Source organism: Nocardioides jejuensis, assembly GCF_004337475.1.
Taxonomy (GTDB): Bacteria; Actinomycetota; Actinomycetes; order Propionibacteriales; family Nocardioidaceae; genus Nocardioides; species Nocardioides jejuensis.
This window is the reverse complement of record NZ_SJZJ01000010.1, coordinates 1-20,579: the sequence shown is the minus strand read 5'-3', so window position 1 is coordinate 20,579 and position 20,579 is coordinate 1. Positions and strand designations below refer to the sequence as shown.

The 20,579-nt window shown below is 71.2% G+C and carries 18 protein-coding genes; 9 read left to right on the top strand and 9 right to left on the bottom strand.

Going from position 1 to position 20,579, the window contains the following annotated elements:
- Positions 1-5: 5 nt before the first annotated feature.
- Together EPD65_RS07600 and EPD65_RS07595 are read right to left on the bottom strand one after the other, a co-directional pair.
- On the bottom strand, positions 6-677 hold the full coding sequence (locus EPD65_RS07600; RefSeq protein WP_131582805.1) for a methionine ABC transporter permease: 672 nt from the start codon (positions 675-677) through the stop codon (positions 6-8).
- A complete protein-coding gene (locus tag EPD65_RS07595; protein WP_131582803.1) occupies positions 674-1,702 on the bottom strand; it encodes a methionine ABC transporter ATP-binding protein in 1,029 nt (342 codons plus the stop codon). Before EPD65_RS07595 ends, EPD65_RS07600 begins: the two co-directional genes overlap by 4 nt.
- Positions 1,703-2,018: 316 nt before the next feature.
- On the opposite strand from EPD65_RS07595, the gene EPD65_RS07590 reads away from it, so the two are divergent.
- The gene (locus EPD65_RS07590; protein ID WP_131582801.1) at positions 2,019-2,924 is read left to right on the top strand and encodes a LysR family transcriptional regulator; all 906 of its coding nucleotides are present in this window, start codon (positions 2,019-2,021) and stop codon (positions 2,922-2,924) included.
- A gap of 17 nt (positions 2,925-2,941) precedes the next feature.
- Here EPD65_RS07590 and hemE read toward each other — a convergent pair whose 3' ends face one another.
- On the bottom strand, positions 2,942-4,003 hold the full coding sequence (gene hemE, locus EPD65_RS07585; RefSeq protein WP_207891458.1) for a uroporphyrinogen decarboxylase: 1,062 nt from the start codon (positions 4,001-4,003) through the stop codon (positions 2,942-2,944).
- A gap of 71 nt (positions 4,004-4,074) precedes the next feature.
- Between hemE and EPD65_RS07580 the strand changes: the two genes are divergently transcribed.
- Both EPD65_RS07580 and EPD65_RS07575 read left to right on the top strand, forming a co-directional pair.
- Positions 4,075-4,674, top strand: coding sequence for a DUF3000 domain-containing protein (locus EPD65_RS07580; protein WP_131582797.1), 600 nt, complete (start codon positions 4,075-4,077; stop codon positions 4,672-4,674).
- A 2-nt stretch (positions 4,675-4,676) separates the two neighbouring features.
- Positions 4,677-5,954 carry an HRDC domain-containing protein gene (locus tag EPD65_RS07575; protein ID WP_131582796.1) on the top strand — a complete coding sequence of 426 codons (1,278 nt, stop codon included), beginning with the start codon at positions 4,677-4,679 and terminating at the stop codon, positions 5,952-5,954.
- Positions 5,955-6,064: 110 nt separating this feature from the next.
- Here the strand turns inward: EPD65_RS07575 and EPD65_RS07570 are convergent, their stop codons facing one another.
- The 5 genes from EPD65_RS07570 to hrpA all read right to left on the bottom strand — a co-directional run bounded on the left by EPD65_RS07570 (position 6,065) and on the right by hrpA (position 13,219).
- Positions 6,065-7,420, bottom strand: a complete 1,356-nt coding sequence (locus EPD65_RS07570; RefSeq protein WP_131582794.1) for an ABC transporter substrate-binding protein — start codon at positions 7,418-7,420, stop codon at positions 6,065-6,067.
- Positions 7,421-7,483: 63 nt separating this feature from the next.
- Entirely contained in the window at positions 7,484-7,876 is a 393-nt protein-coding gene (locus EPD65_RS07565) for a type II toxin-antitoxin system PemK/MazF family toxin (protein ID WP_131582792.1), read from the bottom strand.
- A 191-nt stretch (positions 7,877-8,067) separates the two neighbouring features.
- On the bottom strand, positions 8,068-8,652 hold the full coding sequence (locus EPD65_RS07560) for a hypothetical protein (protein ID WP_243640498.1): 585 nt from the start codon (positions 8,650-8,652) through the stop codon (positions 8,068-8,070).
- A complete protein-coding gene (locus EPD65_RS07555) occupies positions 8,649-9,347 on the bottom strand; it encodes a hypothetical protein (protein WP_131582790.1) in 699 nt (232 codons plus the stop codon). The genes EPD65_RS07560 and EPD65_RS07555 overlap by 4 nt, the downstream gene beginning before the upstream one ends.
- 29 nt (positions 9,348-9,376) lie before the next feature.
- The gene (gene hrpA / locus EPD65_RS07550; protein ID WP_131582788.1) at positions 9,377-13,219 is read right to left on the bottom strand and encodes an ATP-dependent RNA helicase HrpA; all 3,843 of its coding nucleotides are present in this window, start codon (positions 13,217-13,219) and stop codon (positions 9,377-9,379) included.
- A 240-nt stretch (positions 13,220-13,459) separates the two neighbouring features.
- Here hrpA and EPD65_RS07545 point away from each other — a divergent pair, with 240 nt between their 5' ends.
- The 3 genes from EPD65_RS07545 to EPD65_RS07535 are packed head-to-tail and all read left to right on the top strand — an operon-like array spanning position 13,460 to position 17,065.
- On the top strand, positions 13,460-13,816 hold the full coding sequence (locus tag EPD65_RS07545; protein ID WP_131582786.1) for a hypothetical protein: 357 nt from the start codon (positions 13,460-13,462) through the stop codon (positions 13,814-13,816).
- A gap of 1 nt (position 13,817) precedes the next feature.
- Entirely contained in the window at positions 13,818-15,878 is a 2,061-nt protein-coding gene (locus EPD65_RS07540) for a glycosyltransferase family 39 protein (protein ID WP_131582784.1), read from the top strand.
- On the top strand, positions 15,875-17,065 hold the full coding sequence (locus EPD65_RS07535; protein WP_131582782.1) for a bifunctional glycosyltransferase family 2/GtrA family protein: 1,191 nt from the start codon (positions 15,875-15,877) through the stop codon (positions 17,063-17,065). The genes EPD65_RS07540 and EPD65_RS07535 overlap by 4 nt, the downstream gene beginning before the upstream one ends.
- A gap of 45 nt (positions 17,066-17,110) precedes the next feature.
- Here EPD65_RS07535 and EPD65_RS07530 read toward each other — a convergent pair whose 3' ends face one another.
- On the bottom strand, positions 17,111-17,716 hold the full coding sequence (locus EPD65_RS07530; RefSeq protein WP_165872927.1) for a TetR/AcrR family transcriptional regulator: 606 nt from the start codon (positions 17,714-17,716) through the stop codon (positions 17,111-17,113).
- Positions 17,717-17,788: 72 nt separating this feature from the next.
- Here EPD65_RS07530 and EPD65_RS07525 point away from each other — a divergent pair, with 72 nt between their 5' ends.
- The 3 genes from EPD65_RS07525 to EPD65_RS07515 form a co-directional block, all read left to right on the top strand.
- Entirely contained in the window at positions 17,789-19,279 is a 1,491-nt protein-coding gene (locus tag EPD65_RS07525; RefSeq protein WP_131582778.1) for a flavin-containing monooxygenase, read from the top strand.
- A 14-nt stretch (positions 19,280-19,293) separates the two neighbouring features.
- The gene (locus EPD65_RS07520; RefSeq protein ID WP_131582766.1) at positions 19,294-20,124 is read left to right on the top strand and encodes an SDR family NAD(P)-dependent oxidoreductase; all 831 of its coding nucleotides are present in this window, start codon (positions 19,294-19,296) and stop codon (positions 20,122-20,124) included.
- Positions 20,125-20,173: 49 nt separating this feature from the next.
- Positions 20,174-20,579, top strand: a 406-nt coding sequence (locus EPD65_RS07515) for an SDR family NAD(P)-dependent oxidoreductase (RefSeq protein ID WP_131582764.1), incomplete at its 3' end; no start/stop codon positions are given.

The following is a 20,579-nucleotide window of genomic DNA, read 5'->3' as shown; positions in this document are numbered from 1 at the left end:
GCGCACTAGCGGGTGAGGGCGCGGACGGCGCGGTCACCGCTGAACTGGAGGGCCTGGACGATCGCGACGAGGACGACGATGCAGGCGAGCATGATGTTCTGGTCGAAACGCCGGTAGCCGTAGTTGACGGCCAGGTAGCCGACCCCGCCGGAGCCGATCGCACCGGCGATCGCGGAGTACTCGATCATCGCGATCAGGTTGATCGTGAAGCCCGCGACGAGGCCCGGCACGGCCTCCTTCAGCTGGATGCCGGTGACGATCTGCCAGCGGGTGGAGCCACCGGCCAGACCGACGTCGAGCAGCTCGCGCGGCACCTCGCGGACGGCGTTCTCGGTGATCCGGGAGAAGAAGGCGACGCCGGCGATCGCCATCGGCAGCAGCGCTGCCTGGAAGCCGACGGTGGTGCCGAAGAGCACCTTGGTGGCCGGGATGACCGCCGCCATGAGGACGAGGAAGGGCAGCGATCGACCCAGGTTCGAGATCCAGCTGACCGACACGTGCAGCAGGCGGTGCGGCGCCAGGCCGAGCGGCGAGGTGTTGAAGATCAGCAGGCCGAGCGGCAGGCCGAGGGCCACGACGACCGTCATCACGATGGCGACGAGGCGGACCGTCTCGCCGAGCGCCGGACCGAGCAGCGAGGGGACGTCCGGCCACGGCGTCGAGATCAGCGCGATCATGCAACCGCCTCCGCGCCCGGAGTGCCCGGAGTGCGAGGAGTGACGGCGCGCAGCGTCGCGCGCTGCTCGACGACGAGCCCGTGCGTGATCAGGGCCTGCTCGAGCCGGCGCTCGTCGACCCCGGGCGCGACGCCGATCGTCACCCGCCCGACGCTCGCTCGGCCGGTCTCCTCGACGAGGGCGGAGAGCACAGCAAGGTCGGTGCCAACCTCACGGCCGACCTGCGCGACCCAGAACGGCGAGACCGCCGCGGCGTCGTACCGGAGGCTCCAGGTGCGGTGCCCCGCCGGCGCGGGAACGGCGGGCGGCAGCGGCAGGAGCGCACGCGACAGGTCCGAGTCCGACCCGCGTACGACGTCGGCCACCGCGCCGCGCTCGACGATCCGGCCATGGTCCAGCCGGGCGACCTGGTCGGCGATGCCCCGGACGACGTCCATCTCGTGGGTGATGACGAGGATCGTGACGCCGAGGTCGTCGCGGAGCTCCCGCAGCAGCGTGAGGATCGACAGCGTGGTGTCGGGGTCGAGGCCGGAGGTCGCCTCGTCACTCAGGAGCACCGACGGCTTCAGCGCCAGGCCGCGCGCGATCCCGATCCGCTGGCGCTGGCCGCCCGAGAGCTGCGACGGGTAGTGGTTGGCGCGGTGCAGCATCCCGACCCGCTCGAGCAGCTCGTGGACCCGGCGGCGCACCTGGTTGTCAGGGACACCGTGGTGGCGGAGCGGGAGGGCGACGTTCTCCGCGGCGGTGAGCCGGCGGAGCAGGTTGGCGGACTGGAAGACCGTGCCGATCTCGCGGCGGGCCGCGCGCAGCTCGCTGCCGGAGAGCGCGGTCAGGTCCCGTCCGTTGACCGCGATGGTGCCGCTCGTCGGGCGCTCGAGGAGGTTGATGGTGCGGGCGAGCGTGCTCTTGCCGGCACCGCTCGGTCCGACCACCGCGCCGATCTGCGCGTCGGCGACGGTCAGGTCGATGCCGTCGAGCACGGTGGTCGATCCGTAGGACTTGGTGAGTCCGGAGATCTCGATCATGGGGGCTTCCTGGATGGGGGCAGGCCGGAGCAGGGTCCGGCGGCGTCCGGCGTAACGAGGTGTCGCCCGAGCGACGGGGCCGACCGGGTCGGCTTCAAGGGCTGCGTCAGGGGTGGGAGGTCGCGTCAGCGACAGCAACAGAGGTCGACGGCCGGTACGGCGGAGACGTGGCGGGAGCCGTGCTGCAGAGCGATGCGGGTCATGGTGTCGACCTCCTTCCGAAACTTAATAGTAGTATTCAGATATACATTGTCCAGCCCGGCGTGGACGGGATCCCTGATCACCCCCTCGCCGCGCCCGATCACCGGGAGCGCGGATGCGCATCGAACAGCTGCAGTACGTCCTCGCCGTGACGGAGCACGGATCCGTACGCCGTGCCGCAGAGCGGCTGCACGTGTCGCAGCCCGCGATGAGCGATGCGCTCGCCCGCCTCGAGCGCGAGCTGGGTGTCGAACTGCTCGAGCGGCAGCGCTCCGGCGCGCGGCTGAGCACAGCCGGCCGCGAGCTGCTCCCCCGGATGACAGATGTCCTCGAGGCGGTCGACCGGCTGCGCTCGGCCGCCGCCGGCGAGGCCGCGGCCAGCCACACCCTGCGGATCGGATCGGTACACGCCGCGACGAGCGTGCTCCTGCTACCCGCGGTGCAGCGTCTGCGCGAGGCCCGACCGCAGACGTCGATCGAGCTGCGGACCCTGCAGCAGCACGAGATCGTGCTCGGCCTGCTCGAGGGCGCGCTCGACTTCGGACTCGTCAACCTCCTGGACGGCGACGACGTGCCGGCCGGCCTGGCGGCGTACGAGCTGAAGCGGGGGCGTCCCGTCGCGGTCCTGCCCGCCGACCACCCGCTGGCAGACGGGGACGACGTCGGCGCCGACGACCTGCGCAACGAGCCCTTTGTCGGGATGCGCGCGGGCTACCTCATGCACCGCTACGCCCACCGGCTCTTCGGCGGCAATCTGCCGCGCACGTGGCACACGACGGACGGCGCCGAGATGGGCAAGCTGATGGTCGCCGAGGGCATCGGCCTGACCGTGCTTCCCGACTACAGCGTCGACGGCGACCCGCTCGCCCGGACCGGACTGATCACGACCCGGCCGATCCGCGACAGCCCCGTCGGCGTACGCCTGCTGCTCCTGCATCGCCAGCGCGAGGGCGCGGCCGATGCGTCACGTGGCCTGATCGAGGCCCTGATCCACCAGGCGCGCTCGTTGCGCGCCGCGTGAGGCTGAGCCCGTGAGGGTCAGCCGCGCGGGTACTCGTGGACGAAGTCGGTCAGCTTCCTGAGCTGGTCGGGGTTCGTCGACGGGATGACGCCGTGGCCGAGGTTGAAGATGTGGCCCTTCGCAGCCTTGCCGGCCTCGATGACCTCGGCCGCACGCTGGAACATGACCTCGTCGGGCGCGAAGACGAGCGTGTTGTCGAGGTTGCCCTGCACGGCGCGGTCGGGACCGATCCGCTTGATGCCGTCCTCGAAGGCCACTCGCCAGTCGACACCCACGACATCCGCGCCAGCCGACCCCATCAGGTCGAGCAGCTCGCCGGAGTTGACGCCGAAGTGGATCTTCGGGACGCCGGTGGTGCCGATCTGCGCGAGCACCTGCGCCGAGTACGGCTGGACGAACGCCGTGTAGTCGGCACGGTTGACCGCACCGGCCCACGAGTCGAAGAGCTGGATGGCCGAGGCGCCGGCGGAGACCTGGACCTCGAGGAAGCCGGCCGAGATCTGCGCGATCTTGCGCATCAGCGCGTCCCACACGTCGGGGGCGCCGAACATCATCGCCTTGGTCTTCGCGTACTCCCGCGACGGACCGCCCTCGACGAGGTAGCTGGCGACGGTGAACGGCGCGCCGGCAAAGCCGATCAGCGGCGTGGCGCCGAGCTCGGCGACGAGGTTCTGCACGGCCTGCGTGATGAACGGCAGGTCCTCCGGGGTCAGGTCCGGGATCGCCTCGACGTCGGCGAGCGTGCGCACCGGCGACGCGACGACGGGACCGACGCCGGGCTTGATGTCGAGGTCGACGCCGACGGCCTTGAGCGGCAGCACGATGTCGGAGAAGAAGATCGCCGCGTCGACGCCGTAGCGGCGTACGGGCTGGAGGGTGATCTCGGTGATCAGGTCCGCGTCCATGCAGGACTCGAGCATGCCGACGCCCTCGCGCACCTTGAGGTACTCCGGCAGCGAGCGGCCGGCCTGCCGCATGAACCAGACCGGCGTGTGCGGGACGGACTCACCGCGGGCGGCACGAAGGAAAGCAGAGTCGTACGCCGGGTTGGCGGACGTGGCGGAAGTCGTCGGAGTCACAGGGCAATCCTCGCAGGTCACGCGGCGTGGCAGGGCATCGCCGAGGTGTGACCAGTCCTACGCTGGCAGACATGGTCGTCCGTCAGGAGACGCCCCCGACTCAGGGCGCGCCGCTTCAGCCCGAGGAGTTCCGCCTCGCCGTGGCGAGCATGCGGTCCGCGAAGCTGCGCAGCGAGGTCTTCTGCGAGGACATGCCGGCACCCCAGCGGATCGCACCGTACGCCGCTGCCCTGAGCGCCGACGTGACGGTCGATGACGAGGACCTGGGCACCGGCCGGATCATCCTGCTCCACGACCCGGCCGGCAACGACGCCTGGGACGGCACCTACCGCTGCGTCGCCTACGCACGCGCCGAGATCGACCCGTCGATGATCACCGACCCGCTGCTGGCGGAGGTCGGGTGGGCCTGGCTGACCGAGGCGCTCGACGCGCACGGTGCGTCGTTCCACGCGGCGTCGGGCACCGTCACCCGGGTCGCGACCGAGAACTTCGGCGGCATGGCCGAGGACGAGGGCTCCGCGCAGCTCGAGATCCGCGCCTCCTGGACGCCGGACTCGCTCGACATCGCGTCCCACGTCGAGGCGTGGGCCGAGCTGCTCTGCACCGCGGCCGGCCTGGAGCCGGTCCCCGAGGGCGTCACCGCGATGCCGAGCCGACGAGGACAGCGCTGAGCGTGACTGAATCTCCCGCTTCATCCCAGGCGCCCGACGACGAGACCGTCGCCGCACCCGCTCCCCTGTTGACCCTCCGCGACGGCCTCACCCCGGTCATCGACACGGACGAGGCGCTCGCGGCGTACGCCGCCCAGCTCGCGGTCGGCACCGGACCGGTCGCGATCGACGCGGAGCGCGCGTCGGGCTACCGCTACTCCGCCCGCGCCTACCTCGTGCAGCTGCGCCGCGAGGGCGCCGGCACCGCGCTGGTCGACCCGATCGGCCTCGACATGGCGCCGCTCGTCGCCGCGCTCGAGGGCACCGAGTGGATCCTCCACGCAGCCACGCAGGACCTCGCCTGCCTCGCCGAGCTCGGCCTGCACCCGGCATCGCTGTTCGACACCGAACTGGCCGGCCGACTCCTCGGCTACCCGCGCGTCGGCCTGGCGACCCTCGTCGAGGAGCTCCTCGGCCAGCGGATGCGCAAGGAGCACTCGGCCGCCGACTGGTCGCGGCGTCCGCTCCCCGAGTCCTGGCTCGAGTACGCCGCACTCGACGTCGAGGTCCTCGTCGAGCTGCGTGCACTGATGGCCACCGCCCTCGACGATGCCGGCAAGAGCGACTGGGCGCACCAGGAGTTCGAGCACCTCCTCGGCTTCAAGCCCACGGTCCGCGTCGACCCCTGGCGGCGTACGTCGCAGATGCACCGGGTGCGCAGCCGGCACGGGCTGGCCGCGGTCAAGCTGCTGTGGGAAGCCCGCAACGAGATCGCCGCCGAGCGCGACGTGACCCCGGGCAAGATCATCCCCGACTCCGCGATCGTCGAGGCGGCCATCGCGATGCCGCAGGACCGCGCAGCCCTGCTGGCGCTCAAGGGCTTCCACGGACGTGGCGCGGAGCGCTACTCCACCCGGTGGATCGCCGCAATCCGCGAGGCTGCCGCGCTCCCCGAGGCCGAGCTCCCGCCGCGCACGTTGCGTGGCGACGGCCCGCCGGTCCCCCGTGCCTGGGCCGAGAAGGACCCGGTCGCTGCCCGCCGCCTGACGATCGCGCGCGACGCGATCGCGGGTCTCGGCGAGCAGGTGCACATGCCGGTCGAGCAGCTGCTCACCCCCGACTTCCTGCGCCGCGTGCTGTGGACGCCGCCGCGCACGCGTCAGCCCGAGGAGCTGCTGGCTGCCGTCGGCGAGCAGCTGTCGGCGTACGGCGCCCGGCCGTGGCAGATCGAGCTGACCGGCCCAGTCCTGCGCGACGCGATCATCGCCGGCGACGTCGCGCCGCCCGAGCCGACTGCCTGACCCGGTCAGCGCCGGGTTGGCCGGTCCGCGCGTGCTGTGTTGATGAGGTCACTGGTGACCTCATCAACACAGCAGACCACCGACGCCCTGCCGGAGCATGGCTCGTCGGGTCAGCTGGTCGGAGAGGCCGTCGGCGTGGGCGTCGCGGACGGGGAGGGTGGCGACAGGATCGCCTTTGACTCCTCGTCGATCTTCTTCGTCAGCGCCTCGATGTCGATCACGCGGTTGTAGAAGAGCTGGTAGATGTCGCTGTGGACTGCCTTCTCCAGGGCCGGCCAGGCGTCGATCAGCGGCAGCGTCACGATGTCCTTGACGGAGCGGTTGAAGACGTAGGCGTGTGCCGGCATCCGGTCCTTCTGGAGGAAGGCGTCGGACTCGGAGACAGCGGTGTTGGTCGGCACCATGTAGCCCGCGGCAGCCACCTGGCTGACGGCGTCCTTGCCGATCGCGTGGACGACGAAGTCGGCGGCCGCGCTGGTGTTGACCGCCTTGGCGGAGATGCACAGGCCACTCGCGTCGCCGACCGTCCGGTCGTCGGGCAGGGCGGGCATCGGCATGACGTCGAAACTGAGCCCGGGGGCCTTGCGGAGCTCAGGAGTCAGCGTGCGGAAGCCGGCGATCATCGCGAGCTTGCCGTCCTTGAACATCTGCAGGGCGCTCGACGACCGCAGCTGGCGCGGGGTCGGGGTCACTGCACCCTGACGGAGCAGCTCCATCGACTTGGTGAGTGCATCGAGGCTGCTGCCCGACTCGAGGTCGAGACGCGACGGCTCCCGGTCGTCGTCGAAGAGCGAGCCGCCGCCGGAGTAGACGAACGGCGCCACGCCGAGCAGCGTCGGGTCGATGTAGACGCCCTTCGCGCCGTAGCGGCTGCCGAACGTCGCGGCAGCGGCGAACTGCTCCCAGGTCCACGTCGCGTGGCTCGAGGGCGTCGGCAGCTTCGCCTCGCGCATCTCGGAGAAGTCGAGGAGGTTCGTGTTGTAGTACATGACCATCGGCGAGATGCCGTACGGCATGCACTCGAGGTGCTCGTCGTGCGAGAAGGCACGGATGCTGTCGCGCTTGTAGTCGTCAGTGAAGTCGACGCCGCGCGAGTCGAGGAGCTCGTCGATGTGCTGGTTCAGCCCGGCGTCGACGACCTCGCTCAGGTCGCGGCGCGACATCAGGAAGACGTCGGGGACATGGCCCTCGCGCAGCTGGCGCACCGCCGCGTCGGCGCTGGCCACCTCGACGAGGCTGACCTTCACCTCCGGGTTGGCCACGTTGTAGCTGTGCACCATCGCGCGGTAGGCGGTGACCTCTTCAGGAGCGCCGTAGGCGAGGAACGAGATCTTCGTCGGGCCACCGGTCGGGGTGCCACTGGCCGTCGTCGGCGACGGCGTGGGGCCCGGCGAGGCATCGGAAGAACAGCCGGCAACGACAGTCGCGACGATCGCCGTCGCAGCCACCAGAACGGAACGCCTCACGGCCGCAGGCCTCCTCGTCGGTCTTCGAATCCAGCGCGCCCCACCCTAGCGGGCGATCGGTTGTCAGACAGGTGCGTCGGGTGTGAGGTACGGCGCGGCCGCCGCGACCACCGCGGCGAACACCTCCGGCGCGAGCGCAGCGCCCTCGCGGCGTACTGCCTCGGGCGGGATGCGTAGCAGCCGGTCGAGCCGGACCTCGCTCGGACGGCCGCGGTGGTCCCACGGGCCGGTGCCGACGTCCATCCAGTGACGACCGGCCGAGGCCTCCTGGGCGGCATCGCGGTCGTGGTCCTTCGACGTCATCGGCAGCGCGATCCACGTGTCGCCCTCGCGGGCCAGCAGGATGACCGGCCGGTCCTTGCCGCGCGTCGCGTCCTCCTCGTAGGGGACCCAGGCCCAGACCACCTCGCCGGGATCGGGCTGGCCGTCTGCTTCAGGGGCATAAGTGGGCTGCACGTCACGACCTTAGGACGGGCGCGGGTGCCCGATGCTGACCTACACTTCTGAGGTGCGCCGGGCCGTGGCAGCCCCGGGTCCCAAAATCAGCCGCTGCGAGCGGCCACGCGCCGTGAGGCGCTCCCGGTCCGGCGCACACATTCCTCGCCGGGACGAGGCGCGTGCGCAGCCGAGACGGGGCTCGCGCCCGCTCAGCCCAGTCCGTGGTCCAGCTCGGCGTGCGCCGCAGCCTCCAGCTGCTCGCTCAGCGTGAGGATCGCGGTGTCGTTGCCCCGCCCCAGCGCGGCGCGCCCCACCGCCACCACCCGGGCGAACGCCGCAGCGCGCAGCAGCACGTCGGCGAAGTCGGTGCGGACGATGCCCCGCAGGACGTCGTCGACCATCAGCCGCACCTCGTCGGGGCCCGGCGGCTCCTCGACACCGGCCACCACCCGGGCGACCTCGGCGACGCGATGCCCCGCGTCGTACTCCTCGGCGGCGGAGAGCGGTGCGGTGTGGACCCAGCCGCGGAGCAGGTAGAGCCGCCACAGACAGCCGGCCAGGGTGTGGGCCGGCGCGTGCGACCAGAGCTCCGCGAGCGTCTCCATGCCCTCGGTGTCGGCGAGGGTGAGCACGCGCTGGGCGGTGACCTCGTCCCCGGCAGCCCTGGCTCCGCGCACGAGGACGGCGGCCGCGACCTCGGCTGCTTCCGTCACTGCCGCGGGATCCACTCCCCGTTCGATCGCCTCGAAGAACCGGTCGCCGGGAAACATCGGACGGTGGTGCTGGCGGCTCACACGCCCAGCCTAGGCACGATCGCCGTCCGGCCCTGCCACGAGCCGTGCTCGGAGAGCGGCCGGAAGCGGTACGTCGCGAACTCGTGGTGGAAGTCGCGCCGGGCGCGCTCGCGCATCGCGTCGACGTGGCGACGGTCGCCGGCGCGGCCGAGCACCATCGCCTCCATAACCCGCACGGTGCGCCAGATGCTGAAGGTCGCGATCGTCCGCGGCGGCCGGAACGCCGCCAGCGACAGCGTGGTCGCCGGGTCGTCGCGCACCTGGCGCTCGACCGGCTTGCCCCAGCTGAGGAACCGCGGGACCTCGCCCAGTCGCATCCGCGCCAGCGTGACCGCGACGACCGGTTCCTCGGCGTCCCACTCCCCCGCGCGGTCCGGCAGTCCGTCGTACGCCGCGACGTGGCCCCAGCGCCGCAGGAACTCCAGGCGCACGTGCCATCCCGTCGCGAGCGCGCGCCCGATCGGGTCGTCGGCGAGGAACGCCTCCAGTGCCGCTTCGTCCTCCCACTCCGCGAAGACCGCGACCCGGCGTACCTGCAGGCGGTCGAGCGACACGACAGGAGCACCGAGGCGCATGCCGGCGAGCCATTCGGCGTGCCGCAGCCCGGGCACCCGCTCAGGTGTCGGCGGCCGCAGCCACGCGCGCGCCGCGACGCCTGCGGGCAGCTCGGCGAGGTGGAACGAGTGGAACGGCATCGGCATCTCCCCCGGTCGGTAGCCGGAGGCTAGCCGAGCGCCTTGCGGATCCGGGCGTCGCTGACCGGGAACGCCGTGCCGTACTGCTGCGCCCACAGCGAGACCCGGTACTCCTCGAGCATCCAGCCGACGTGGCGGAGCTGCTCGCCGGCGGGCCGCCCCTCGGGCAGCGCGGCGAGGCGGTGCAGGAACGCCTCCTGCAGATCGCCGATCGTGTCCATCAGCTGCCGGTCGCGGTTGACCTGGGAGTCGAGCTTCTCGCGGCGCTGCTGGAGCGCCATCAGCTGCACCGGCATCCGCCGCAGCCACGCGGTGCCCTTCTCCGCGACGAAGCCCCTGTGCACAAGTCGCGCGAGCTGGGCCTTCATGTCGGTGAGCGCCGGCAGGGTGGCCATGTCAGCCCGACCCGAGAGGAGGCGGTCCACCGTGCGCGTTGCTTCCAGCACCCGCATCACGTCGTCGAGCACGGCGCGGATGCGGGCTTCCAGATCACCGCCCGCGGCGGCCTTGAGCGTGGCGTACTCCTCCGGCGTGCGGGCCGGAGGGCGGGCGTCGACGTGCTGCTGCAGCACCGCCGCCCGGCAGTCCTCGAGCAGCTCGGCCACGGTCGGATAAGGCGATCCGGCCAGCGCGAGCTTCTCGAGGTTGCCGAAGCCGTCGACGATCCTCTTCGTCGGGTCCGGGAGCTCGAGCTGCAGCAGTCGTCGTACGCCGAGGCGGTGACGGGCCAGCTGCTCGTCCTCGGAGCCGAAGACCTGCAGCCCGACGGTGCTGCCTTCGTCGACGAGCGCGGGGAAGCCACGCACCTCGTGGCCTGCCCGGGTCTGGGTGAAGGACTTCTCGATGATGTCGAAGGTCCAGCCGGTCTGGCCGGTGACGCTGATGCCGGACTGCTCGGCGACCTCCGCCATGGCGGCGGCGAACTTCGGGCGGAGCGGCGCCTTGAGCGCCTCGAGGTCCTTGCCGCGGCCGTGCTCGCCACCCTGCTCGTCGACGACCCGGTAGGTCGGCTTCAGGTGGTCCGGCACCTTGGACCAGTCCCATGCGTCGCGGGGCACCACGACGCCGACGGTGGCGCGGACGTGGCGCTCGAGGGCGTCGAGGAGTGACTCCTCACCGGGCGGCACCGCGTCGAGGAAGGCGCGGGTGTGGTTCGGTGCCGGCACGAGGCTGACCCGGAGCTGCTTGGGCAGGCTGCGGATCAGCGAGGTGACGAGCTCCTCGCGCAGGCCCGGCACGAGCCAGGAGAACTCGTCTGCCTCGACCCGGTTGAGCGTCGCCAGCGGCACGTCGATGGTGAGGCCGTCGTCCTTGGCGCCCGGCTCGAAGTGGTAGCCGATGCTGAACGTCAGCCCGCCCTCGCTCCCCTGCCACTCGCTCGGGAAGTCACTGGCGGCGACCTCGCCGGCCGTGTCGTGGGTGAGCATCGTCGGGTCGAAGGTGAGCAGCTTCGGCTCGCGCTGCCGCGCCTGCTTCCACCACGTGTCGAAGTGCGCGCCGCTGACGCACTCCTTGCCCACGCGGGCGTCGTAGAAGTCGAAGAGCGTGTGCTCGTCGACCACGATGTCGCGGCGGCGGGCGCGGTGCTCGAGCTCCTCCGCCTCCTCGAGCAGACGCTTGTTGTCCGCGAGGAAACGGTGCCGGCTGTGCCACTCGCCGTACACGAGCGCGTGGCGGATGAAGAGCTCGCGGCTCAGCTCGGGGTCGATCTTCCCGTAGTTGACCGGGCGGTCGGCGACCAGCGGGACGCCGTACAGCGTGACCTTCTCGTACGCCGTGACGGCCGCCCGCTTCCGTGACCAGTGCGGCTCGGAGTAGATGCGCTTGACCAGGTTGGCGCCGAGCCGCTCGGCCCACTCGGGCTTGATCGCGGCGTTCTGCCGGGCCCAGAGACGGCCGGTCTCGACGAGCTCGCCGGCCATCAGGAACTGCGGGCTCGAGCCCTTGAGCGAGGAGCCCGGGAAGATCGCGAAGCGGGTGCCGCGCGCCCCGAGGTACTCCCGCGGTCCGGGCCGCTTCCCCTTCGCGGCGGGCCCGGTATCGCGCTTGTCGCGCTCCTCCAGCGCACCGATGTGCGAGAGCAGGCCCGAGAGCAGCGCCTGGTGGATGCCGTCGGCGTCGGGCAGATCGGCGGGCTGCCCGAGCTCGACCTTCATCTCCTTGGCCACCTGGCGCAGCTGCGACTCGAAGTCCTGCCACTCGCGCACGCGGAGGTAGTTGAGGAACTCGTCGCGGCACATCCGCCGGAAGGCGCTCGAGCCCATCTCGCGCTGGGAGTCCTTGATGTGCTTCCACAGCTGGAGCCAGGCCAGGAAGTCCGACCCCTCGACCTTGAAGCGCGCGTGCAGCTGCACGGCGCGCGCCTGCTCGGCGGGCCGGTCGTCGCCGGGCCGCTCGCGCGGGTCCTGCAGGGACAGCGCCGCGGCGATGACCAGCACCTCGCGCACACAGCCGAGTCGCTCGGCCTCGAGGATCATCCGGCCGAGTCGCGGGTCGAGCGGGAGGCGCGCGAGGCGCTGGCCGAGCCGGGTCAGCCGCGGCCCCTGTGAGCGTCCGTCGGCCGAGACCGAGCCCGCCGCCGACAACGCGCCCAGCTCCTCGAGCAGCTGGACGCCGGCCTGGACGTTGCGGGAGTCGGGCTTCTCGACGAACGGGAACCGGGCGATGTCGCCGAGCCGCAGCGATGCCATCTGCAGGATGACGCTGGCGAGGTTGGTGCGCAGGATCTCCGGATCGGTGAACTCCGGCCGCCCGAGGAAGTCCTCCTCCGAGTAGAGCCGGATCGCGATGCCCTCGGAGACACGGCCACAGCGGCCGGACCGCTGATTCGCCGAAGCCTGCGAGATCGGCTCGATCGGCAGCCGCTGGACCTTGGTCCGCGCCGAGTAGCGGGAGATGCGCGCGACGCCGGCGTCGACGACGTACTTGATGCCGGGGACGGTCAGCGAGGTCTCGGCGACGTTGGTCGACAGGACGATGCGGCGGCCGGTGTGCGGAGCGAAGACCCTGTGCTGGTCGGCCGCAGACAGGCGCGAGAAGAGCGGGACGATCTCGACCAGACCGCGCTTGTCGTCCTTGCGGATGCCGAGTGCCGCAGAGAGCGCATCCGCGGTGTCGCGGATCTCCCGCTCGCCCGGCAGGAAGCAGAGGATGTCGCCCGGCCCCTCGGCCGACAGCTCCTTGACCGCGGCGACGATCGCCTCGGTCTGGTCCCGGACGACGGGCTCGCCCTCGGCATCGAGATCGTCCTGCATCAGCGGCCGGTAGCGCACCTCGACCGGGAACGTGCGGCCGGAGACCTCGATGACCGGCGCCGGCTTCCCGGTGCGCGGATCGGCGAAGTGCTGCGAGAAACGCTCCACGTCGATCGTGGCGGAGGTGACGATCACCTTGAGGTCGGGCCGCTGCGGGAGCAGCCGCTTGAGGTAGCCGAGCAGGAAGTCGATGTTGAGCGACCGCTCGTGTGCCTCGTCGATGATGATCGTGTCGTACTTCTCGAGCTTGCGGTCGCGCTGCATCTCCGCGAGCAGGATGCCGTCGGTCATCAGCTTCACGCGGCTCGTTGCCGACGTGCGGTCCGTGAAGCGGACCTGGTAGCCGACGACGTCGCCGAGCTCCGTGCCGAGCTCGTCGGCGATGCGCTCCGCGACCGACCGCGCGGCGATCCGGCGCGGCTGCGTGTGGCCGATCAGCTTGCCCTCGCGACCGCCGAGCCCGCGGCCCAGCTCGAGGCAGATCTTCGGCAGCTGGGTGGTCTTGCCCGAGCCCGTCTCGCCGGCGATGACGACGACCTGGTGGTCGCGGATCGCCGCCGCGATGTCGTCGCGGCGGGCACTGACCGGCAGGTCCGGATACGTGATGGAGAGAGTCACAGCGCGCCCATTCTCCCGTACGCCGCCAGCGGGTTTTCGCCGCCCGCGGCGTCACCCCACGGAAGGGCGTGCATCGGTGGCAGTGCTGCCGCCGATGCACCCGGTCCGCGCGGCACGAGGTGCATCCGTGGCAGTCCTGCCACGGATGCGCGGGCGGCGGGTCGGCGGCCGCGCACCACTCACAGGTGGCGCACAGTCCGGTCAGGGCTCCTGCCTGAGGTGACCCGCGACGGTCGTTGCATGAGCGACCCCCTGAACCCCCTCCCCGACAAGCTCGCCGTCGGCTGGCGTGACCGACTCTTCGGCTGGCGCGCGGTTGCGGCGACCACTCTCGCCTCCGTGATCCTCGGCAGCGCCGGCGGCGTGGCCCTCGCAGCAGCCGCCGATGACAGCAGCACCGGCCGTGGCGGCTTCGGCGGCCGCGGCCAGTTCCCCGGCACCGGACAGATGCCGGGCCAGATGGGCGGCCAGATGGGTGGCCAACTCCCCGGCCAGATGGGCCAGGTGCCCGCCGGAAACCCCGGCCAGATCGCGCCCGGCGCCGGCCTCGGCCAGCAGAGCGCCACCCTTCCGCGCACCGACGAGAAGGAGGCCTGAGATGACCGCCGTCCTCTCCGCACCGACGACCACCGCGACACACGCGGCCACCCCCGCCCGCCGGCGTACGACGGAGCGCGCGACGCTCCTCGGCCTCCTGGCTGCCACCGCCCTGCTCTACCTCTGGGGCCTGGGCGAGTCCGGCTGGGCCAACTCGTTCTACGCCGCAGCCGCGCAGGCCGGCTCGGAGTCGTGGAAGGCGTTCTTCTACGGCTCGTCCGACGCGGCGAACTCGATCACCGTCGACAAGACGCCGCTCTCGCTGTGGCCGATGGCGTTGAGCATCCGGGTCTTCGGCCTCAGCTCCTGGTCACTGCTCGTACCCCAGGCGATCGAGGGCGTCGCCGCCGTGGCCCTCCTCCATGCGACCGTGAAGCGGGCCACCGGCAGCCACGTGACCGGCCTGCTCGCCGGCGCCGTCCTCGCACTGACCCCGGTCGCGGTCCTGATGTTCCGCTTCGACAACCCCGACGCGCTCCTCGTGCTGCTGCTGATCGGCGCGGTCCACGCGACGCTGCGGGCGACCGAGTCGCCGCGCGCGGTCCGCTGGCTGGTGCTCGGCGGCGGTCTCGTCGGCCTGGCGTACCTGACCAAGATGCTGCAGGCGTTCCTCGTCCTGCCGACCCTGGCGCTGACCTACCTGCTCTTCGCGTCCGCGACGGTCACCGTCGGGAAGCGGATCCTCCACCTGCTCGCCGCGTTCGGCGCGATGATCGCCGCCGCCGGCTGGTGGATCGCGATCGTGGAGCTGGTCCCGGCGAGCATGCGGCCGTACATCGGCGGTTCGCAGGGCAACTCGATCCTCGAGCTCACGTTCGGCTACAACGGCCTCGGTCGGCTCAGCGGCAACGAGACCGGCTCCGTCGGCGGCGGTGGCATGGGCGGGGGCAGCTCCATGTGGGGCTCGACCGGCCTGTTCCGCCTCTTCGACAGCGAGAACGGCGCCCAGGGCTCCTGGCTTCTCCCCGCCGCGCTGCTCCTCGCAGCGGCCACCCTTGCCCTCGCGATCCCCCGCGTCGCACGCGCCCTGAAGATCGCTCCGCTCCCCCGGCGTACGTCGGCGGCGGCGACCGTCTGGGCTGGCTGGCTGGTCGTCACCTGGCTGACGTTCAGCTTCATGGCCGGCATCTTCCACGCCTACTACGCGGTGGCCCTCGCCCCGGCGATCGCCGCCAGCGTCGCCATCGGTGCGCACGTGCTGTGGGCCCGTCGCGACCACCTCGTCGCCAGCGCATTGCTCGCCGCCGCCACGGCGCTCTCCAGCGTGTGGGCGTTCGAGCTGCTCGGCCGCACCGACTGGCAGCCGTGGCTGCGCTGGGTCGTGCTGGTCGTCGGTCTCGGCGCAGCCACCGCCCTCGGCGCCGTGCGCCTCGCCGGTCGTTGGGCCCCGGCCATCGCGGCGATCGCGATCGCGGCCGTCCTCGCCGGCCCGGCGGCGTACTCCCTCTCGACGGCGGCCACCCCGCACACCGGCTCGATCCCGACTGCGGGTCCGAACGGCGCCGGCGGCATAGGCGGTCCCGGCGGCGGCATGCGCGGCCAGATGGGCACCCCTCCCGGCATGACCGCCGGCCAGCAGGGCCAACAGGCCCAGCCCGGCACCACCGGTACGACGCAGGGCACCGCACCGCAGGGCATGCAGTTTCCCGGCGCCGGCGAGAGCTCCCGGATGGGCGGCGGAGCAGGCGGGCTGCTCAACGGCTCGACCCCGAGCGCCGCGCTGACCAAGCTGCTGCTGCAGGACGCCGACCACTACACCTGGGTCGCTGCAGCCGTCGGGTCCAACTCCGCGAGCGGCTACCAGCTCGCGACGGAGAAGCCGGTCATGCCGATCGGCGGCTTCAACGGCTCCGACCCGAGCCCGACGCTCGCCGAGTTCAAGCAGCTGGTGGCCGACGGCAAGATCCACTGGTTCATCGGCGGCGGCATGGGTATGGGCGGCGGCAGCCAGAGCGGTGGCTCCAACGCCTCCAGCCAGATCGCCACCTGGGTGAGCAGCACCTTCACGGCCACCACGGTCGACGGCGTGACGCTCTACGACCTCACCCTGGCCACCTCATGAGCGCCCTCGAGTCGCCAGCCGCCGAGCCGGTCGTAGAGTGGGTGATCCCGGTCTACAACGAGGAGGTCGCCCTCCCCGGGGCCGTCGCACGGCTGACCACCGCACTGCGGGACTTCCCCTGGGCCTGGCGGATCACCATCGCCGACAACGCCAGCACGGACGCGACCCCACTCGTCGCTCGCCAGCTGGCCCGCCAGCACTCCGGTGTCTCCGTGCTCACGCTCCCCGAGAAGGGGCGGGGCCGTGCGCTCAAGCGGGCGTGGTCCGACTCCGATGCGGACGTCGTCGCCTACATGGACGTTGACCTGTCGACCGACCTCAACGCCCTGGTCCCGCTCGTGGCTCCCCTGCTCAGCGGCCACTCGGACCTCGCGATCGGCTCGCGTCTCCACCGGAGCTCGCGGGTCACCCGCGGCGCCAAGCGCGAGTTCGTGTCCCGCACCTACAACGTGCTGCTCCGCGGCGCGCTGCGGGCGCGGTTCAGCGATGCCCAGTGCGGTTTCAAGGCGGTACGCCGGGACGTCGCCGACGCCCTGCTGCCGCTGGTCGAGGACGACGCCTGGTTCTTCGACACCGAGCTGCTCGTGCTGGCCGAGCGGACCGGCCTGCGGATCCACGAGGTGCCCGTCGACTGGGTCGACGACCCCGACTCGCGTGTCGACATCGTCCAGACCGCAGTCGACGACCTCCGGGGCATGGGCCGCCTGGGCTGGAGCCTGCTCACCGGTCGGCTCCCGCTCACCGACGTCCGGCGGCAGCTCGACGTCCGCGGCCGGAGCGGACGGCTCGGCAACCAGCTCGGCCTCTTCGCCCTGGTCGGACTCGCTTCGACCCTCGCCTACGCGCTGCTCTTCCTGCTGCTCCGGCAGCTGGTGCCGGCCCAGGCCGCCAACGCGCTGGCACTCGCGCTCACGGCTGTCGCGAACACGGCAGCCAACCGGCACCTGACCTTCGGCGTACGCGGGAAGGAGTCACTGGCCGCGCACCACGGGCAGGGGTTGCTGGTCTTCGGCATCGGCCTGCTGCTGACCAGCGGATCGCTCGTGGTGCTGGACGCCGCCGCCCCGCGCGCGCCCCACGGCGTCGAGATCACCGTGCTGACCGTGGCGAACCTCGTCGCGACCGGCCTGCGGTTCGTGGCGATGCGGTGGTGGATCTTCCGGCCCCGCCGCGATACCGATCAGTAGCGCCCCTGACCGGCCTCCCGAGGGGCCGTACTGATCGGTATCGGCTCAGGAGGCGACGAGCCCGAGGATCCCGCCGAGCGACAGGGTGAACGCATCGATCATCTGGTCCTCGGTGAGGTCCCCGGGCTCGTCCAGCCACGCCGTCACCACGTCCTCCACCATCGTGGCCCAGCCGCGTGCGAAGAGGCGCGTGGCGGCGGAGTCGGCGATGCCGTAGACCGCGAGCTCCTCGGTCGTGGCCGACTCGAAGATGCGGTCGGTCAGGGCGTTGCGGCCACGCGCGTAGATCTCGGCGACCTCCGGGCTGCCGCCGCCACGAGCGACAGCCACGAACTCGTCGTACGCCGTGCGGTGGTTGCGCACCCAGGCCACGAAGTTCTCCAGCGAGACCCGCATGCGGTGGACCATGTCCGGGTGGTCGACCGGCGCGGTCGCCTCGAAGAGGTCGTCGGAGAGGCGCTGGAGGACGGCGTACTGGTACTCCTGCTTGCCGCCGAAGTAGTGATAGAGCAGGCCGCGCGAGACGCCGGTGTGCTCCGCGAGCAGGTCGAGCGAGAGCTCGCCGAAGGGCTTGTCCGCGATCCATGCGACGCCGAAGGCGAGCAACTGCTCGCGGCGTTGCTCGGGCGTGAGCCGGGTCCGGGTGGCCATGTGGCGCATCTTACTGAACCCGAGTCAACAACGCTATTGACGCTCGTTCAACAGACTCCCTACTCTCGACGCATGACATCCCAGATCACCGAGGTCGACCACCTCATCGTCGGCGCCGGCTTCGCCGGCCTCTGCGCTGCCATCAAGCTCGACGAGGCCGGCGAGACCGACTTCGTGGTCGTCGAGAAGGACAGCGACGTCGGCGGCACCTGGCACATCAACACCTACCCGGGTGCCGAGTGCGACGTCCCGAGCCAGCTCTACAGCTACTCGTTCGCGCTCAACCCCGAGTGGTCGAAGGTCTACTCCCCGCAGCAGGAGATCTGGGAGTACACGAAGAAGGTCGCGACGGACGCCGGCGTCCTCGACCGCGTCGTCCTCGAGACCGCTGTCCTCAACAGCGCCTGGGACGAGGACCGGCAGCGCTGGATCGTGACGACCGCGTCGGTCGATGGCAGCACGCAGCAGACGTACGCCGCGAAGACGCTGATCTCCGGCTCCGGCGGCCTCTCCGAGCCGTCGCTCCCCGACATCAAGGGCATCGACTCCTTCGCCGGCGACACCTTCCACTCCGCCCGCTGGAACCACGACGTCTCGCTCGAGGGCAAGCGGATCGCGGTCATCGGCACCGGCGCCTCGGCGATCCAGCTCGTCCCCGAGCTGCAAAAGGTCGCCGGCCGCGTCGACGTCTACCAGCGCACGCCGAACTGGATCATCCCCCGCAACGAGCGCCAGTTCTCGGGCCTGGAGAAGGCGCTCTTCCGCCACGTCCCGGGCGCCCAGCGCGCGGTCCGCGCCGGCGTCTACGCAACCCTCGAGGGTCGCGTGCCGGCGTTCGCGAAGTTCCCCGCGCTGCTCAAGCTCGTCGAGCTGCAGGGCAAGCAGAACATCGCCAAGGCGATCAAGGACCCGGAACTCCGGGCCGCCGTGACGCCCGACTACCGCGCCGGCTGCAAGCGGATCCTGGTCTCCAACAAGTGGTACCCGGCGATCGCGTCCGACAACGTCGACCTGGTCACCTCCGGCATCGCCGAGATCCGCCCGAACTCGATCGTCGACAAGGACGGTGTCGAGCGCGAGATCGACGTCCTGGTCATCGCCACCGGCTTCCACGTCACCGACCAGCCGATCGCCGGCCACATCACCGGCAAGGGCGGCCGCACGCTGGCCGAGGTCTGGAGCGAGAAGGGCATGCGCGCCTACAAGGGCACGACGATCCACGGCTTCCCGAACCTCTTCCAGATCGTCGGCCCCAACACCGCGCTCGGCCACAGCTCGATCATCTTCATCATCGAGTCGCAGGTCCGCTACATCGTCGACGCGGCCCGCACGCTGCGCCGCGAGGGCCTGGCCGCGGTCGAGCCGACCATCGAGGCGCAGGACGCCTGGAACGACGAGGTCCAGCGCAAGATGCAGCCCACCGTGTGGCTCACCGGCGGCTGCGCCAGCTGGTACGTCGACGAGTTCGGCAACAACACCACCCTCTGGCCTGGCCAGACCTTCAGCTTCCGCAACCACCTGTCCCGCTTCGACGTCGACCAGTACGTCGCCACCCCCGCCTGAAAGGCGTCACGCACATGAAGAACCTCAAGGACAAGGTCGTCGTCATCACCGGTGCCGGCTCCGGCATCGGGCGGGCGCTCGCCGTCCACGCGGCCGGCCAGGGTGCGCTCGTCGCCATCTCCGACGTCAACGAGGCCGGCCTCGCCGAGACGGTCGCGCTGGCCAAGGACGCCGGCGCCGTCGACGTACACAGCGCGAAGCTCGACGTCGCCGACCGCGCCGCCTTCCTGGCGTACGCCGACGAGGTCGCGCGCCACTTCGGCCGGGTCAACGTCATCGTCAACAACGCCGGCGTCACCATGACCGGAGACTTCGAGGACATGACCCTCGAGGAGTTCGACTGGATCATGGGCATCAACGTCAACGGCGTCATCACCGGCACCAAGGCGTTCCTGCCGCACCTGATCGCCTCGGGCGACGGCCACGTGGTCAACATCAGCTCGATCTTCGGCCTCTTCTCGGTGCCGGGCCAGTCGGCGTACAACGCCTCGAAGTACGCCGTCCGCGGCTTCACCGAGGCGCTGCGCGAGGAGATGCTGATCGCGAAGCACCCGGTCGGCGTGACCTGCGTGCACCCCGGCGGCATCAAGACCGGCATCGTCCGCAACGGCCGCACCACCGCGCACGAGAACGCCGACGCCCTCAACGCGGCGTTCGAGAAGCTGGGCCGCATGGACCCGGCGAAGGCAGCGAAGATCATCTGGGGCGCCGTCCGCAAGGACCAGGCCCGCCTGCTCGTCGGCCTCGACGCCCACGCGCTGCACAACCTGACCAAGTTCGCCGGCTCGCGCTACCAGGACGTCTTCGCACTGGGGAAGAAGTTCGTCCTTCCCGGCGGGCGCTGATCCCGGCATCATCACTCCCACCTCTCCCCCACGCTCAGGAGCAATCCGCATGAAGTCCCTCAAGGACAAGGTCGTCGTCATCACCGGTGCCGGCTCCGGCATCGGGCGGGCGCTCGCCGTCCACGCGGCCGGCCAGGGTGCGCTCGTCGCCATCTCCGACGTCAACGAGGCCGGCCTCGCCGAGACGGTCGCGCTGGCCAAGGACGCCGGCGCCGTCGACGTACACAGCGCGAAGCTCGACGTCGCCGACCGCGCCGCCTTCCTGGCGTACGCCGACGAGGTCGCGCGCCACTTCGGCCGGGTCAACGTCATCGTCAACAACGCCGGCGTCACCATGACCGGAGACTTCGAGGACATGACCCTCGAGGAGTTCGACTGGATCATGGGCATCAACGTCAACGGCGTCATCACCGGCACCAAGGCGTTCCTGCCGCACCTGATCGCCTCGGGCGACG

Coding starts and splice junctions, on each gene's coding strand:
- EPD65_RS07600 (WP_131582805.1), bottom strand. CDS start 677: ATGATCGCGCTGATCTCGACGCCGTGGCCGGACGTCCCCTCGCTGCTC.
- EPD65_RS07595 (WP_131582803.1), bottom strand. CDS start 1,702: ATGATCGAGATCTCCGGACTCACCAAGTCCTACGGATCGACCACCGTG.
- EPD65_RS07590 (WP_131582801.1), top strand. CDS start 2,019: ATGCGCATCGAACAGCTGCAGTACGTCCTCGCCGTGACGGAGCACGGA.
- EPD65_RS07580 (WP_131582797.1), top strand. CDS start 4,075: ATGGTCGTCCGTCAGGAGACGCCCCCGACTCAGGGCGCGCCGCTTCAG.
- EPD65_RS07555 (WP_131582790.1), bottom strand. CDS start 9,347: ATGCCGTTCCACTCGTTCCACCTCGCCGAGCTGCCCGCAGGCGTCGCG.
- EPD65_RS07545 (WP_131582786.1), top strand. CDS start 13,460: ATGAGCGACCCCCTGAACCCCCTCCCCGACAAGCTCGCCGTCGGCTGG.
- EPD65_RS07540 (WP_131582784.1), top strand. CDS start 13,818: ATGACCGCCGTCCTCTCCGCACCGACGACCACCGCGACACACGCGGCC.
- EPD65_RS07535 (WP_131582782.1), top strand. CDS start 15,875: ATGAGCGCCCTCGAGTCGCCAGCCGCCGAGCCGGTCGTAGAGTGGGTG.
- EPD65_RS07530 (WP_165872927.1), bottom strand. CDS start 17,716: ATGGCCACCCGGACCCGGCTCACGCCCGAGCAACGCCGCGAGCAGTTG.
- EPD65_RS07525 (WP_131582778.1), top strand. CDS start 17,789: ATGACATCCCAGATCACCGAGGTCGACCACCTCATCGTCGGCGCCGGC.
- EPD65_RS07520 (WP_131582766.1), top strand. CDS start 19,294: ATGAAGAACCTCAAGGACAAGGTCGTCGTCATCACCGGTGCCGGCTCC.